This is a genomic window from Paenibacillus sp. FSL P2-0089 (assembly GCF_038595095.1).
Classification (GTDB): domain Bacteria; phylum Bacillota; class Bacilli; order Paenibacillales; family Paenibacillaceae; genus Paenibacillus_AQ; species Paenibacillus_AQ silagei.
Window position 1 is genome coordinate 1,216,274 of sequence record NZ_CP152006.1, and the last position, 16,480, is coordinate 1,232,753.

A 16,480-nucleotide genomic window follows, 5' to 3' on the forward strand; every position below is an offset into this window, starting at 1 on the left:
CCGGATTTCCGGGAATGCGCTTTTTTGATAGATAAGAATTTATATGTTTTGGGGTCCCCGCAAAGCACCTGAGTCATCATCGAAGCTAAAGTCCTACTTTGTGGGGGGATTTTGTAATTATTGCAGGCAGCAGCTGCGGATACTTTCAGCCCGGAGGCGGGCAGATGTACAGGCGAATACCGGGTGAGGCGAATAGAGTGTTAAGAAACAACTACAGGAGGGATATTATGGCACACCCGGTTACGAAGCAACAAGTGATCAAGCTGATAGGCAAACATATCGTGGCGGTAAAAAAAGACGGGTCCAAAGTGACGGGTAAACTGATCCGCATCTCAGGCAACCGGTTGATTCTGCAGCGTATCAGTGGTAAAAAAGTACAAACCAAGGCACTGATTCCGCTCGTATTGTTTGATTTGCTGGCCATTGGTACGGCTCCTTACGGTTATGGCGGAGGCTACGGGTATGGCGGTGCTCCTTACGGGGGCGGTTATGGTTATGGCCATGGTCCAGTTCCCGGCCCTTATGGCGGCTACGGCCCAGGTCCTGGTTATGGAATTCCGCCGATCGGATTCTTTTAAGCCATATAACTTGCTGCTTTATCAGCGGAACTGTTTCTCAAGCTCATAGCAGTAGTTTTGCGGTTGATAACGGGCTACGCTGTAGCCCAGTTTTTCATAAAAGTTCAGACCGGCGGTATTTCCGGTATCTACAGAGACCTTTGCTCTGTGGCATGCACGGGATAGTGCAAACCGCTCCGCCCTGTCCATAAGCATATTTCCGTATCGCTTACGCCTTGCATCCGGGGCAATGGCGAGCATATCAATGTATAATAAATCGCCATGCAGCAGAAAATGCACGAATCCCAGCGGATCACTGTCGTAGTCGGGACAAGCAACAAGTGTGACTCCCTGTCCCAGGCGGCGGGGCAGATCCTTCCTGACCTGATTAATGATTGTCTGCGGAAGATGGGATAACGGGACAAGCTGCTTTTCAATTAAGTCATAAATAATCGTGTCATCCTGCCTGGGTCTGCGGTAACGAATCATAAATATTGCCCCCTTTCCACGCATTGTCGTACATCATATGCCCCGGGCGGTGTGGGCGTTCCGGCAAGAATAGAACAAGATTTTATGAACAATTTAATGTATAACCCGCAGATGGGTATTGACTAACCGTGTGAGGAATCATATAATGTGTCTAAACATTTAACGAGCATACATGTATCGGCAATGATGAGGACGAAGTTTTAAGGGCTCTTTTGTTCAGAGAGTGAGAGGAATTGCTGCAACCTCCACCAGAATCCCTTATATACGAGCTCACCTCGGAGCTGTTTCCCTGAAAGGTCCACCAGCAGGAGCGGTGGAATTATTAGGGGGAATCGTTTGGTCCGCGTTAGGGACTTCAGGTTACGAAGATTTGGGCCCTGCCTACATCGATGGATTTTTGTATACCTGATAAGGCATATCATCGTGAGATGTTATGCAAACATGGGTGGTACCACGGAAGCTAAACCTTTCGTCCCTCACGCGCTTCTTCTGCGCGTGGGAGGCGAAAGGTTTTTTTGTTGAAACAGGAAAGATTTAAGCCTGTTCGCTAATATTAAAGGTTGGATACTGACGTCCTGTCATTTGAATAATGCATGTGAACGATCGAAGGGAGGAATACTGATGAGCGCGCAATTACCGGAAGAAGTGCGGTCGATAGAGCAGTTACGTGAGAAATGGAAAAATCCAGAGGTGGTTTCGGGTTCCGAAGTCCTCCTGCGCAGTCTTGTACTGGAAGGTGTAGATACTGTATTTGGATATCCCGGCGGGGCTGTACTCTATATCTATGATGCTCTTTATGGATTCGACGATTTCAATCATATTCTGACACGCCATGAGCAGGGAGCGATCCATGCGGCTGACGGGTACGCAAGAGCGAGCGGTAAAGTGGGTGTATGTATTGCCACTTCAGGCCCCGGGGCAACCAATCTGGTAACCGGAATTGCTACAGCTTTTATGGATTCGGTTCCGCTGGTGGTCATTACCGGTAACGTATTCTCCAGCCTGATTGGCACAGATGCTTTTCAGGAAGCGGATATTACCGGGATAACGATGCCGATTACGAAGCACAGCTATCTGGTGCGGGATGTTGAGGATCTGCCGCGTATTATTCATGAAGCCTTCCATATTGCGAATACGGGACGTAAAGGTCCGGTACTGATCGATATTCCGAAGGATGTATCGGCGGCGATGACATTGTTCACTCCGGCAGAACACCAGGGAGTTAACCTTCGCGGCTACAATCCGCGCACGGTTCCCAATAAGCTGCAGCTCGATAAGCTTGTGAAGGCTATTGAGGCGGCGGAGCGTCCGATTATTATTGCAGGCGGCGGAGTCATCTACTCTGGAGCGCATGAGTCCATGTATGAATTCGTGAAGCGCACGGAGATTCCAATTACTACTACATTGCTGGGACTGGGGTGTTACCCGAGCGGCGAAGAGTTGTGGATGGGAATGCCGGGAATGCACGGCACATACACAGCGAATAATGCCATTCAGCAATGCGATCTGCTGATAAACATCGGTGCCCGGTTCGATGACCGCGTAACCGGCAAGCTGGACGGCTTCGCTCCTAAAGCGAAGATCGTGCATATCGATATTGATCCGGCCGAGATCGGCAAGAATGTAGCAACTGATATTCCTATTGTGGGCGATGTTAAGACGGTTCTGGAAATGCTGATCCCGGATGTGAAGCGTGCCTCGAAGGCTGATGCCTGGAGAACACAGATTGCCCAGTGGAAGCTGGACCAGCCGTACCGGTACAAGGATTCGGAGACGGAGCTGAAGCCGCAGTGGGTCATCCAGATGATCAATGACACCACCAAAGGTGAAGCTATTGTGACGACTGACGTAGGCCAGCATCAGATGTGGGCTGCTCAATATTACAAGTTCAACCATCCGCGTTCATGGATTACTTCGGGGGGCCTTGGAACAATGGGCTTCGGATTCCCGTCAGCGATCGGGGCGCAAATGGCCCATCCGCAGCGGCTCGTAGTCTCCATTAATGGTGATGGCGGCATGCAGATGTGCTCCCAGGAGCTTGCGATCTGTGCGATCAATAAGATTCCGGTCAAGATCGTTGTGATTAACAATCAGGTACTCGGAATGGTCCGTCAGTGGCAGAACCTGATCTATGAGAAGCGTTACAGCTATACCGATCTGGCCGGCAGCCCGGACTTTGTGAAGCTGGCTGAGGCTTACGGTGTGAAGGGCCTGCGGGCAACGAACAAGGAAGAAGCCAGCGCCGCCTGGAAAGAAGCCATGGAAACACCTGGACCTGTCCTGGTAGAATTCGTTGTCCCCAAAGACGAGAATGTCTACCCGATGGTAACCCAAGGGTCTACCATTGATCAAATGCTGATGGGGGATGAATAACAGTGATGAGACATACGATTGCTGTGCTTGTGAATGACCAGCCTGGCGTGCTGCAGCGGGTATCCGGATTATTCGGCCGCCGGGGGTTCAATATTGAGAGTATTACTGTTGGGCAATCCGAAGAGGTCGGATTGTCCCGGATGGTCATTGTAACGTTAGGTGATCAGCATACTCTGGAGCAGATTGAGAAGCAGCTCTACAAGCTGATTGATGTAATTAAGGTAGTTGATCTGGGTTCAAAGCCTATGGTTGCCCGTGAGCTGGCGCTCATTAAGGTCAAGGCTGAGCCCTCTGAGCGGCCTGAGATTATGGGCGTAGTCGAGACCTTCCGTGCCTCGGTAGTAGATATCGGTACGGCAAGCCTGCTGGTGCAGGTAGTCGGAGAAACCACCAAAATTGATGCAATGATTGAGCTGCTTAAGCCTTATGGTATTAAGGAGCTGTCCCGGACAGGAGTAACGGCGATGATCCGCGGGAATGCCTAATCGTCACATTTTACAGCTTTAACGAATTGCTGCTTGCGTGCATTAATTTAATTAAGACATTCATTTAATTAAGATTAGGACAGACTTTGCCCGCTAACGAGCGGGGGCTTGAGGAGCACGCTATAATAGAGTAAGCCTAACAGGAGTGTGCTCTTGAAGCACCCGCTCTTTACGATGGGTCCCAAATTAAAGGAGGATTTTGACAATGGCAGTTACAACGTACTATGAACAGGATGCAGAGCTTAGCGTATTGAAGGGAAAGACAATTGCAGTAATCGGGTACGGTAGCCAAGGACATGCCCAGGCACAGAACCTGCGTGACAGTGGTCTTCAGGTGGTTATCGGTCTGCGTGAAGGTAAATCTTTTGAAACTGCCAAGAATGACGGCTTTGAAGTATTGTCTGTAGCAGAAGCAGTATCCCGTGCAGATGTGGTGCAAATCCTCATGCCGGACGAAACTCAGGCATCTGTATATAAGAATGATATCGAACCGAACCTCAAGAATGGCGCGGCTCTGATGTTCTCCCACGGTTTCAACGTGCATTTTGGACAAATCGTAGCTCCTAAGGATGCGGATGTGCTGTTGGTAGCTCCTAAATCTCCTGGACACATGGTTCGCCGCACTTATGTTGAAGGCTTCGGCGTTCCCGGCCTAATCGCTATTGAACAGGATGCAACCGGCAATGCCAAGGCTATTGGTCTGGCGTATGCCAAAGGCATCGGCTGTACCCGTGCCGGAGTCATCGAAACCTCCTTCCGTGAAGAGACAGAAACGGATCTGTTCGGTGAACAGGCTGTTCTCTGCGGCGGTGTGTCCGAACTGATCAAGGCTGGTTTCGAGACATTGACTGAAGCCGGATATGCGCCTGAGATGGCTTACTTCGAGTGCTTGCATGAGCTGAAGCTGATTGTTGACATGGTATATGAAGGCGGATTGTCCAGCATGCGCGATTCCATCAGTAACACAGCGGAATACGGTGACTATGTAACTGGACCACGCATCATCACTGCTGAGACTAAGAAAGCTATGAAAGAAGTACTGTCTGATATTCAACAGGGTAAATTCGCCCGCGACTTTATCCTTGAGAACCAATCCGGCCGTGCCTTCCTGACCGCTACCCGCCGCAATGAAGCCGCTCATCCGGTAGAAGTGGTTGGCAGCCAGCTGCGTGAAATGATGCACTGGATTAAGAAATAAAATCATATACTTCAGAATACAAGTAACCATAGTGTGATTCTCAGATGCGGCCGTAATTTTGCGGGCCGCATTTGAGGGTTTATGGACAATCTTCAGGAGGTGCTCAGCATGCGGAAAATTCATGTGTTCGACACGACGCTGCGTGACGGGGAGCAGTCGCCGGGTGTGAACCTCAATACACGTGAGAAAGTAGAAATCGCTTACCAGCTGGAGAAGCTGGGAATTGACCGGATGGAGGCAGGCTTTCCAGCCGCTTCGCCAGGAGATCTGGCTGCGGTGAACGCAGTGGCCAGAGCGGTCAAGAACGTCACCGTAATCGGTCTGTCCCGTTCCAGAGAGAGCGATATTGATGCGGTCAAGGAAGCGCTGCAGGGGGCACAGGACCCATGCATTCATATTTTCCTGGCTACATCGCCGATACACCGGCAGCATAAGCTGCGCATGGAGAAGTCACAAGTGCTGGAAACGGCACAATCGGCGATCCGCTATGCCAAGAAGTATTTTCCCAAGCTGGAATTCTCCCTGGAGGACGCCGGCCGTACCGAGCGTGATTTCATGGCTGAAATGGTATCCATGGCGATCCGCGAGGGTGCGAATGTGGTGAATATTCCGGATACGGTCGGTTACCTGAATCCGGCGGAATACGGTGCCATCTTCAAATTCCTGAAGGATACGGTGCCGGATATCGAGCGGGTACAGCTTAGCGCCCATTGTCATAATGATCTGGGGATGGCTACTGCCAATACGCTGGCTGCCATTCAAAATGGCGCAGACCAGATTGAGGGTACGATCAACGGGATCGGGGAACGTGCCGGCAATACAGCGATTGAAGAGGTGGCTCTGGCGCTTGAGACCCGCAGTGAGTATTTCGGCGCGAAGACCTCTCTGGTCCTATCCGAAATCTCCCGTACCAGCCGCCTCGTCAGTAAGCTGACAGGGATGGTTGTGCCGGGGAACAAGGCGATTGTCGGCGCGAATGCCTTCGCCCATGAATCCGGGATTCATCAGGATGGCATGCTGAAGGAGAAGACGACCTACGAGATTATGACACCGGAAACCATCGGCCTCAAAGAAAGCAAGCTGGTGCTCGGCAAGCATTCGGGCCGTCACGCTTTCCGCGATAAGCTGAGTGATCTGGGCTATGACATCTCTGAGGAAGAGGTCAATGCCGCTTTTGCCAAGTTCAAGGATCTCGCAGATAAGAAAAAAGAAGTCTCAGACGAGGATATCCTTGCGCTTCTGGAAGAGAAGCTGATCGATACGCCGGAGACCTTCAGCCTGCAGACGATCTATGTTACGTATGGCAATGAGGCTACTCCAACCGCCAAGGTGATTATTCATGGCCAGGACCCGCAGCCGATTGTGGCGGTTGCCGAAGGCAACGGATCGGTAGATGCGATCTACAATGCCATTGACCAGGCTACAGGGGAAGAAGTCACACTTGGTGATTATTCGATCAAAGCCGTCAGCAGAGGGAAGGATGCTCAGGGTGAGGTGCATGTCGTGCTCTCGCAAGGCGAGGTGGCTGCACAGGGCCGCGGACTTAGCACCGATATTCTGGAAGCAAGTGCCAGAGCCTATCTGGATGCACTGAACAAGTTGATTGAGAAGCGCAAGACCTACACCAAGCGGGAGCATGCCAATCTATAATTTAACTATTTAAAAGAAGCTTCACCGGACCAGTTCATTTTGTCCGGGGAGGCTTCTTTTTTTTGTTCAATAATCTGCTGAAAATTTTTTGACGCTGAGCATTCAGGGGTAGAATCCAGCTTAAAGGGATTTGAAACAAGTTTTAAATGAAAAGAATGAACAAGATGAGTCGGAAAAACGAAAAATAGTTCATAATCCAGAGTGGATTCTTCATATTCTGCGTTTGAAACACATTTTTTGTCATAAGAAATATTTTATTTTTAAGTTATCTATGATTTATCTCATAATCTGTTCAGAAATTGTTCAGAGGCGGGAAGTAAAGTTACGAAAGAACAGTACAAGCGAAATTGGAGGCCCACATACATACTAGCGACAGGGGGACGATCGGGAAGAAGCAGGCGGGAACGGGTAATGGCGAGGCTGGAACAATCATTTTGCTAAAGAGAGAGGTTATAATTATATGAAGAAAAAGACGATAGGCGCCTGGCTGGTTGTTGTAATGCTGATTACACAGTTTGCCAGCGGTTTCGGGTTCATGACGAAGGTTAAGGCGGATGGGACGGAGATAACGGCCCCGTTAATTACGAGTGTATCACTTGCAGTGTATAAAGATAGTAATTATACGGAGACAGTTACAGGAAATGTATATCAGTTGGATTCCTACGCTGAACTGAACTATACCTGGGAACTTGAAGACAGTCATGGTTATTCTGCAGGCTCCACGTATAGATTTAAGCTTCCTTTACAATTTGAGCTTTTTAACGATTTAGAAGGCCAGCTTGATTTTGAGGGAGAGACTGTTGCGAATTACACTGTAAACAAGGATACAAATGAAGTTGTATTTACGTTCAATGAGTTTATCACTAATTATGACAAAGTAGGGGGAACATTTAAGGTTCAATCCTTGCTTAGTTCTAAAAAGATTACTGGCCCAACCAAGCAAATTCTTGAGTTTCCAATAAAAGGCGGCTCTCAATTCATTGAGCTTAACTTTAAGCCTAATGTCACTAAGACGATAGAGAAGAAAGGTTCTCCTCAGCCGTACTACAACCCGAAAAGCATCGATTGGACTATTGACGTGAATAAGTCGTTAGATAGTGTGGGGCATGCAGTAGTTACTGATAAATTGCCTGATGGAGTGTCACTTGATCCAAGTTCAATTGTTGTTCATGAGCTTGAAGTGAAGGTTAACGGTGATGTATCGGAAGGCAGTCTTGTCAGCAGCAGTCAATATGTAACAACAGACTCTACTGCTGATAACTTGAAGCTTAGCTTTGTGAGCAGCCCGATTACTAAGGCTTACCGCATTAGCTTTTCTACCGTAATTAATGCTGCCGGTGCAGATGAAACAGCATATGAGAATACTGCGTTCCTTTCTGGTGATGATGAATATTCCCAAAAGGCAGTAGCTACTGTTACAGTGGGGCGTGGCAAACCTCTGGAGAAGTCCACTACTGATTATGATCGAGCAACTCAAATAATTTCGTGGGCTATTAATTATAACTACAACGTCAAGACCATTCCGGCGTCTAAGGCTGTACTGAACGATTACTTTAACAAATCGCAGGATTTAATCTTGAATTCTGTTAAGGTATATGCGGTTACTATTGATAATAGCGGCAATGGGGTAAAGGGTGCTGCAATTGATCCCAGTCAATATACAGTCACCCAGACCCATACAGATTCTCTAAACGGATTTGATTTGAAATTCAATAACGAAATCAATAGCGCATATCGGATTGAGTATCAGACTAAAGCCAACGATCGTGTTTTTGAAGATGGTCAAATTACCAATACGGTTACCTATGATGGGAAACCGGAAAAAGCTACTCGTGATGTGAAACAACAGATTCTGCACAAGACGTACTCTAATGTGGACTACTCCAAAAAAACAGTGAAGTGGACAATTAACATTAATGATGACAGCCAGAAGATGAAAGATCTGGTTGTAACGGATACCTTCAATAATGCGGGACTTAAGCTTGACCGCAGCTCTCTGAAAATCACGACCAAAAGCGGCGCAGCCCCAACAGTTCACTCAGTAGTCTATAATGAATCTACTCCACCTGCTGCGGCTGATGGATTTGTGATTACATTTAATGGAACAATTAATGAACCTTATACAATTACCTATACTACAAGTTTTAATTATGACTGGCTGGATTCAGGCAAAGACAGATTTGTGAATACAGCAGCATTAAAATGGAAAATAGACGGTAGTAACGATTGGAAAGAAAAAGAAGCTACAGCAACATTTGAACCAAGAGGCGAAGTGAAGAATAATGGTCTGAAATCTGGTTCTTATAATGCCACGACTAAGAAAATTTCCTGGACGGTAGGAGCAAACTATAATTTTAAGACGCTGGATGCCGCCGAACTGGTGGATACCATTACAGATGGTCAAATCGTCGATTTGGCGTCTGTTAAAGTCAACAAATTGGAGTATGGGGCAAATGGAAACCCTTCTGCTGCTGCCAGTGTGAATGATGCTGATTATAAGGTCACTCTGGATGGAAATAAACTGAAGGTTATCTTTAACAAAAAGATTGATTATGCATTTTACGTAACATTTAATACAACATTTGCTAATCAGGCGATAGATTCAGGTTCTGTTAATAATACAGCCGTATTGTATGACGGTCTGGTCAAGCAATCGAAGGATTTAAAAGCCTCTGTAAATATTCCTAACGCCGGAGAATACGTAATTAAAACGGGAGTGCAGGACGGTAACAAAATCAACTGGACGATTTCTATCAACCGTAACCAGTCGCTTATCAAGGAAGCCGTCCTAACAGATGAACCAAGTGACAATCAGATTCTCCTGTCGAATACTTTCCACCTGTTTAAGACTACAGTTGCAGGAAATGGAGAAGTAAAAGAAACAAACGAGGAACTGGTTAGAGATACAGACTATAAGCTGGAAATTACGGCAGATAGTGACGGGAAGGAAAGCTTTAAGCTAAGCTTCCTGAAGGATATTTCAGAAGCATACGTCCTTAAATATCAATCCTTGATTACTGCGGCAAATGGTGAAACGGTCTCCAACAAGGCAAGCTTGAACGGCAAAAATGTAAAAGAGATAACTAAAAACGACAGCGAAGTGATCACCGTCAAGCTCTCCAGCGGTTCAGGTACCGGCAGCGGGATTAGAGGCACATTAACCTTAACGAAAATCGAAGAAGGCAAGAGCAGCAATCTTCTCCAGGGAGCGAGCTTTGATCTGTACCGTGTCGTTGGTGAGGATCGGATCTGGATCAAAGATGGAACTACGAATGAAAAGGGAATAATTGAATTTACGAAACTGATTGGCGGGAATTACGTTGTAATTGAAACAAAAGCTCCTGAGAATTTTGTACTTGATTCAAAGCCGCATGATGTGAAAATTAATTCAACAACAGGATTTAAACTGGAAGTTAGCAACAAACTGAAGCCTGTACCAGCAACACCAACACCGGCACCAACAGCAACACCGACTACAGCACCAACAGCAACACCGACTACGGCGCCAACAGCAACACCGACTACGGCGCCAACAACAGCACCGACTACGGCGCCAACAGCAGCACCGACTACGGCGCCAACAGCAGCACCGACTACAGCACCAACAACAGCACCAACTACAGCGCCAACGACAGCACCGACTACGGCGCCAACAACAGCACCAACTACGGCGCCAACAACAGCACCAACAACAGCACCAACTACGGCGCCAACAACAGAACCAACTACGGCGCCAACAACAGAACCGACTACGGCGCCAACACCAGTACCAACATCACCGCCGGTGTACTATACACCGACACCTGAACCATCAAGCATTCCTGGAGTTATCGGTACACCAACGCCGACACCATCGGCAACGCCAGCGCCAACGGGGACTCCGGCTGCTTCAAGTACACCTGGGGTTACAACAGGACCTGTAGTTACACCGGCAGTTACGCCAGCAGCAACACCGGCCCAGCCTGGAACGGTTAGCACTCCAACGCCGCAAGCCACACAGGTCACTACGATTGAGGAAGTGCCTATCGACGGCGAGATCCCGCTGGGAGGTATTCCTAGCATCGGCGAAGAGCCGGCGCATGGTACGGTAACTATTACACCGGATGGCAAATGGACGTATACTCCTGATCCAGGCTACACCGGCAAGGATAAATTCACGATTGTCGTAACAGATGAAGACGGCAATGAGGAAGAGATTACAATTGAAGTTGGAGTCGATGAAGTGCCTAAGGGCACGGTTACAGAACCAACTGACAAAGGCAACAACAGCGGACTTCCCGGCAAGCTTCCGCAGACCGGAGAAGAAAGTCCTCTCCCGCTGTATCTGACTGGCGGCGGATTGATTATTCTGGGAGCTGTACTGGCCAGAAGATTTAATGCCCGCAAGAAAATGTAGGAGAATGCACCTTAGCAGGTATTAACCAGCTAATATGGCAGCATACACAAAGACACCCGCAGCCTGCTGCGGGTGTCTTTGCTCTTATAAATATAAAGTCGCTGAAATCATACCGTCCCCTGAAAGGTCAGCATTGCCGTTTCTATTTACGGAGAATCACATGCTTCTGAGGTTAAGATGCTTCCATTCCTCATACCAGCGCTTAATACTCGCGGGCGGTTTCACGCCGAGCTCCCGCTTCAGTAAATCCGTCAGAATATGATATTGTTCCTCTACCGCTGAACGCTCTCCAATGCTGTCGTAGACCTTCATCAGCCCGAGATGCCCCTGTTCAAAATAAGGCTGGAGCTGCACCACTCTCTGGTACACGGTCACCGCTTCCGGTATCCGGCCGCTGCTGACATAGAATTCGGCGATATTCATTGCATGATGCAGCCAGATGGTCCGCAGACGCTGCCGTTCCCCTTCCGCCCAGAGGTAATCGTAATCGTTCAGATAATCGCCGGAATAGAATTCGAACAACCGCTGATGTTCCTCATAGTTGTCTTTATTGATGGTATCCAGGGTAAGAATGCCCTTCTCCCATTCGTAGCTGTCTATCAGCAGGCTGCCGGTCTCCAGGGTGTAGCCTTCTCCTCCGCTGGCATTGCTGATCTGCAGATCGATCTCCGCCTGCTTCAGGCATTGCCGAACCTGATAAATCGTTGTATAAAGATGAGTGGAGGCCTTCTTGAGATTGAAATCAGGCCACAGCAGATCGGTTAGGGTATCTTTGCTTACAAACCGGTTGCGGTTATGAAATAAATAAGCGAATAATTCCTGTGCCTTGGAGGTGCGCCAGCGGATATTGGGCAGCGGCTGGCCGCCCCGTTCGAATCTTAAGGACTGGAAGCTGCGGATCATGACCGTCTGTGCAGGCTTGCGCGAATCCTCCTGGGCCTGGCTGAGACGCTCCTCCAGCCGCTCGATGGTCTTCAGCAGACGGCCCCGCTGTACAGGCTTAAGAACATAATCAAGCGCATAAAGCTCGAACGCCTCGATGGCGTAGCTGTTATGTGCAGTCACAAATACGATGCTTGCCTGAGGGCACAGCCTTTGCATGGCTTCCGCAGCCTGGACGCCATTCATCTCAGGCATATCAATGTCGAGGAAAATCACATCAGGGCGTAGCAGCGGCACTGCTTTGACCGCCTCGGAAGGATCAGTATAAGCAGCGATTATATTTATAGTTGTCAGTTCCTCCAGCATCATTTTCAGCTTCATAAGAGCAAGCCGTTCATCATCTACCAGCAAGGCCTGAATCATGTCTATCCCACCACTTCATTAAGGAATGTTGTCTTGTCATAGGCTGTTTAAGGATAATTCGACAAGGATGTGGGTTATCCTCCCTCTGAGCTTGCACTTGAGGCTGATTTTGAATAGAAATGCTGCTATTCTAAAATAATTTAAAAAACTATGCAGGGGAACCTTAAAGCCAGACGTCTAACGTTATGTAGCTGAAGGAGGGAAGAAAGACTTGGAAGAGACGGAGTGGATCAGTGCTGTGCTAAGCGGGGAGCATCAGGCCTTCGGGAATCTGGTGACCCGTTATCAAGGCATGGTATATAGCGTATGCATCAAAATTACAGGAGAAGCCGAGTCTGCTAAGGATATGGCTCAGGAAGTCTTCATCAAAGCCTATAAAGCCCTTCCCACCTTCAGAGGACAATCTTCCTTCTCCACCTGGCTGTACCGGATTGCTTACCGCACCTGTTTGGACTGGAAACGGGCCAATGACCGGGAATGGCGGCACCGGAGTGCAGCAGATTACACTGAGAATGACTGGGTGACTTCACAGACACCTGAACAGGCAGTGCTTCGCAAGGAGGCTTCCCGGGAGTTGGGTGAGAACCTGAATAGTCTGGCGGAACCGTACCGGTCGGTTGTGCAGCTGTACTATTTTCAGCGCCACTCCTATCAGGAGATCGCGGAGCAAAAAGGAATTTCGGTTAAAACGGTTGAATCGCAGCTCTATCGGGCCAGACAGATGATGCGCAAAAGCGGGGAGGAATGGCGATGAATTGTTCAACAGTAAAAGAGTGGATGCCGCATTATATAGATGGACAGTTGTCACCTGAGGCCCAGCAGGCGATCTATCTGCATACCCAGACCTGTCCCGGCTGCGCGGAATGGCTGGAGGAGGCGCGGGAGCTTGCGGCGATGTGGAGTGAGATGGAAGCCGGGCTGGATCTTAGCGGGCAGGAGCCCGTGTTGACGCATGACTTCCCTGATTTGACTGGGGATGTTATGGCAAGGATCGGCCAGCTGGAGAACGGACGCAGAGAACGGATCGTGAAATCCACCATGACCAGACGGCGTACGACCCGGGGAACCTCCTGGATGCATTACGGCGTGGCGGTCGGTCTGACGTTTCTCCTGCTGCAGCTTGGCGTATTTGAGAATTTGGCATATGGCATCACTGAAATCAATGGGCATATGTCCACATCGGTCAGCTCCTGGTTCGGCCCGCAAGGTAACAATAAATAAATCCATAGCGGCTTCGCCGGTTATCTATTTTATTTCAACAAAACTTTTGGGAGGGTAACATATGATTAAGAAAAGACGCTGGCTCACGTTTCTCCTGGCTATGGTTCCAGGACTGGGCCACATGTATCTGGGCTTTAAAAAAATGGGTCTGGAGTATATGATTGGAGCATCGCTCTGTATTATATTCATTCCGTCTATGCCCGCCGTGTTTCCGTTCGCACTTGCTGCGCTCTGGTTCTATCAATTATTCGATGCGCTGCAAAAGGCGGCTTGGATGAAGGTGTCGGCTGCCGAGCATGAGCGGATGATGTTCCATCCGGATAGCTTTGGAGCGCCCTGGACGATGGGAATGTCTGCGCCCCCGATGTATCCGCATGATGATGTGAACCCGGTGTGGGTCGGTATTGGGTGTGTTATCGCAGGCATCCTGCTGCTGCTCATCACTGCATTTCCCGCTCTGTGGGAAATACTGAGCGATATGAATATCGGAGCGATTCTGTTGTCGCTTGCCTTGATCGGGTATGGATTCAGAATGCTGAAGAATAATTCAAAAGTATAGTGAAATGGGGAATTAAACGATGGGGAGATGGAAAATCGGCAGCTTTACCGCCGCAATAGGGTGCATAATAGTAGGCGTTATTGTAGTCATGGCTCAATATGGTGTAATCACGTACGATGTGCTGGGTTATATCTGGCCGGCCCTGCTTATCCTGTTCGGCCTGGAGATGCTGCTTAGGCTCTTCATTAAATCAGATGTCAAAAGCCGCGTAAGCGGCTGGGCCATTCTGCTGATCATTGTGCTTATCGCGGCAAGCGGGGCACAGACGGTGCTGGCCGGAGGCTCGCTGAGCAGTATCTTCGGCAATACCAAGCTGGTGCCGGTGAACGGGAAGGTAGAAGTGCAACAGGATATTAAGAATGTGCGGATTGATCTGCCCCAAGGCAAGGTTAAGCTCCAAGGTGTGGATGGGAGCACACTGACGTATGAAGGAAAGTTGGAGCTGCCGGGCAATACAGACAATGAAGCGGCAAGTGCTCTGGAGCGTAAATGGAAAGTGACGACCGAGGGCGACACGCTTGTGATGGAGCTGGAAGGAGATTCAGGCTGGCTCTCCAATATCCAGATCGGCTTTAATAACAATGCGCCATATCTGAATGTCGGCATTCCGCAGAATCTGGCCGCTCAGGTAGAGACCAGTGACGGTTCCATCGAAGCCGGGGGGCTGGCCGCAGGCATTAATGTGGATACGAGCAACGGAACGATGGATATCCATGATGTCTCCGGAGGGGTGAAGGCTCATAGCAGCAACGGCACGCTGACGGTAAAGAATGTACAGGGCGGAGCAGACCTGGTTAGCTCGAACGGTGCGATTACGCTGGGGAATATTGACGGCGCTGTGTCGGCCAGAAGCAGCAACGGCAAGATTACAGTCAATTCGGCAATCACAGGTGCATGGGAACTGAAATCCAGCAACGGCAAGATTGTCTTGGGTCTTCCGGCGGTAACGGATGCCAAGATTACGGCAGATACCAGTAACGGATCACTTAAAGGCAACGTGGACTGGGGCGGCGACGATGAGGACCATGGAACGGCTGTACTTGGAAAAGGCACCCATGAGGTCACCTTGTCCACCAGCAATGGTTCTATAACAGTGGATACGGCGCAATAAAAGACATAGAAGCATAAAGAGCTGTTCACCGGATACGTTATGCCGGTGAACAGCTCTTTATTGTAAGAGAAGAAATGATATCGGGAGGTTATGCAGGCTGCAGCCAGTTAGTTCTGATTACCATGCATAAGCCTTCGGAGCCGCACCGCCGGGTCCGGGGAAAATCTCGTCCAGACGCTTCAGCACGGACTCGTCCAGAACGACCTCCAGGCTGCGCAGCGCGCTCTCGAACTGCTCCAGCGTACGCGGTCCGATGATTGGGGCTGTTACGGCAGGGTTGGCCAGCAGCCAGGCCAGAGCGATATTATCCTGCGGCTCGCCCAGCTCCAGACTCAGCTCCGCAAAGGCCTCAAGCTGCTTCTTGTGCTGCTCCACACGCTCCGCGTTGCCGCCGCTGCGGCTGCCCTCGATCTTCTTCAGCGCATTGCGTCCCAGCAGCCCTCCGTCAAGCGGACTCCACGGAATAATGCCGAGGCCCAGATGCTGCGCCGCAGGCAGAACCTCAAGCTCCGGCAGACGGCAGGTCAGGCTGTATTTATGCTGCTCGGATACCAGTCCAAGGAACCCGCGGGCCTTCGCTTCCTGCTGGGCAACGGCAATATCCCAGCCGGCGAAGTTGCTGGAGCCGGTGTAGCCGATCTTGCCTTGGCTGACCGCAAGCTCAAAGGCGCCCCACAGCTCGTCCCAGGACACGTTACGGTCGATATGGTGCATCTGGTAGAGTTCGATGTGATCGGTCTGCAGACGCTGCAGGGAGCCCTCCAGATGGCGGCGGATAATGTAGGAGGAGAGGCCGCCTTCATCATTGGGTCCATCCAGCTTGTCACTCATCGCCCCGTAGACCTTGGTCGCCAGGACAACCTTCTCACGGCGTCCGCCGCCCTGCTTGAACCAGCGGCCGATAATAGTCTCGGTCAGACCCGAGTTCTCACCCCATCCATACACATTGGCGGTATCAAAAAACTGGACTCCCGCGTCCAGAGCCGCATCCATAATCCGGAAGGCTTCCTTCTCGTCGGTGATGGGACCGAAGTTCATCGTTCCCAGACAGAGGCGGCTTACCTTCATACCAGACTTGCCAAGCTTCACGTATTGCATCTTGAGATCACTCCTCTTCCATATGATTAGAGATCCGA

General features: G+C 49.7%; 13 protein-coding genes. 10 read left to right on the forward strand and 3 right to left on the reverse strand.

The genetic code is table 11. The features are described from left to right. Positions 1-227 precede the first annotated feature (227 nt). Positions 228-578 (forward strand): hypothetical protein, encoded by a 351-nt coding sequence (locus tag NST69_RS05125; RefSeq protein ID WP_036727667.1) that lies wholly within the window; start codon positions 228-230, stop codon positions 576-578. 21 nt (positions 579-599) lie between these two features. Here NST69_RS05125 and NST69_RS05130 read toward each other — a convergent pair whose 3' ends face one another. Then, positions 600-1,046 (reverse strand): GNAT family N-acetyltransferase, encoded by a 447-nt coding sequence (locus NST69_RS05130; protein ID WP_036727669.1) that lies wholly within the window; start codon positions 1,044-1,046, stop codon positions 600-602. A 621-nt stretch (positions 1,047-1,667) separates the two neighbouring features. On the opposite strand from NST69_RS05130, the gene ilvB reads away from it, so the two are divergent. From ilvB to NST69_RS05155, 5 genes are all read left to right on the forward strand, one after another. Further along, complete coding sequence (gene ilvB, locus NST69_RS05135) at positions 1,668-3,419, forward strand: biosynthetic-type acetolactate synthase large subunit (RefSeq protein WP_036727670.1); 1,752 nt, start codon at positions 1,668-1,670, stop codon at positions 3,417-3,419. Between the two features lie 5 nt (positions 3,420-3,424). Next, the gene (ilvN, locus tag NST69_RS05140) at positions 3,425-3,904 is read left to right on the forward strand and encodes an acetolactate synthase small subunit (RefSeq protein WP_036727931.1); all 480 of its coding nucleotides are present in this window, start codon (positions 3,425-3,427) and stop codon (positions 3,902-3,904) included. A gap of 205 nt (positions 3,905-4,109) precedes the next feature. Continuing rightward, entirely contained in the window at positions 4,110-5,102 is a 993-nt protein-coding gene (gene ilvC, locus NST69_RS05145) for a ketol-acid reductoisomerase (protein ID WP_036727672.1), read from the forward strand. A gap of 108 nt (positions 5,103-5,210) precedes the next feature. Further along, positions 5,211-6,752 (forward strand): 2-isopropylmalate synthase, encoded by a 1,542-nt coding sequence (locus tag NST69_RS05150; protein ID WP_036727673.1) that lies wholly within the window; start codon positions 5,211-5,213, stop codon positions 6,750-6,752. A gap of 460 nt (positions 6,753-7,212) precedes the next feature. Continuing rightward, positions 7,213-11,148: a collagen binding domain-containing protein gene (locus tag NST69_RS05155; RefSeq protein WP_342548674.1), complete on the forward strand. Its 3,936-nt coding sequence runs from the start codon at positions 7,213-7,215 to the stop codon at positions 11,146-11,148. Between the two features lie 156 nt (positions 11,149-11,304). On the opposite strand, the gene NST69_RS05160 is transcribed toward NST69_RS05155, so the two are convergent. Next, positions 11,305-12,453 (reverse strand): response regulator, encoded by a 1,149-nt coding sequence (locus NST69_RS05160; RefSeq protein ID WP_051478193.1) that lies wholly within the window; start codon positions 12,451-12,453, stop codon positions 11,305-11,307. A 211-nt stretch (positions 12,454-12,664) separates the two neighbouring features. On the opposite strand from NST69_RS05160, the gene NST69_RS05165 reads away from it, so the two are divergent. The 4 genes from NST69_RS05165 to NST69_RS05180 all read left to right on the forward strand — a co-directional run bounded on the left by NST69_RS05165 (position 12,665) and on the right by NST69_RS05180 (position 15,344). Beyond that, on the forward strand, positions 12,665-13,207 hold the full coding sequence (locus NST69_RS05165) for an RNA polymerase sigma factor (protein ID WP_036727677.1): 543 nt from the start codon (positions 12,665-12,667) through the stop codon (positions 13,205-13,207). After that, a complete protein-coding gene (locus tag NST69_RS05170; RefSeq protein WP_036727679.1) occupies positions 13,204-13,674 on the forward strand; it encodes a zf-HC2 domain-containing protein in 471 nt (156 codons plus the stop codon). The genes NST69_RS05165 and NST69_RS05170 overlap by 4 nt, the downstream gene beginning before the upstream one ends. 61 nt (positions 13,675-13,735) lie before the next feature. Then, positions 13,736-14,233, forward strand: coding sequence for a hypothetical protein (locus NST69_RS05175; RefSeq protein ID WP_036727680.1), 498 nt, complete (start codon positions 13,736-13,738; stop codon positions 14,231-14,233). A 19-nt stretch (positions 14,234-14,252) separates the two neighbouring features. After that, entirely contained in the window at positions 14,253-15,344 is a 1,092-nt protein-coding gene (locus tag NST69_RS05180; protein WP_340955389.1) for a DUF4097 family beta strand repeat-containing protein, read from the forward strand. A gap of 117 nt (positions 15,345-15,461) precedes the next feature. Here NST69_RS05180 and NST69_RS05185 read toward each other — a convergent pair whose 3' ends face one another. After that, the gene (locus NST69_RS05185) at positions 15,462-16,442 is read right to left on the reverse strand and encodes an aldo/keto reductase (protein ID WP_342548675.1); all 981 of its coding nucleotides are present in this window, start codon (positions 16,440-16,442) and stop codon (positions 15,462-15,464) included. Between the last annotated feature and the right edge of the window lie 38 nt (positions 16,443-16,480).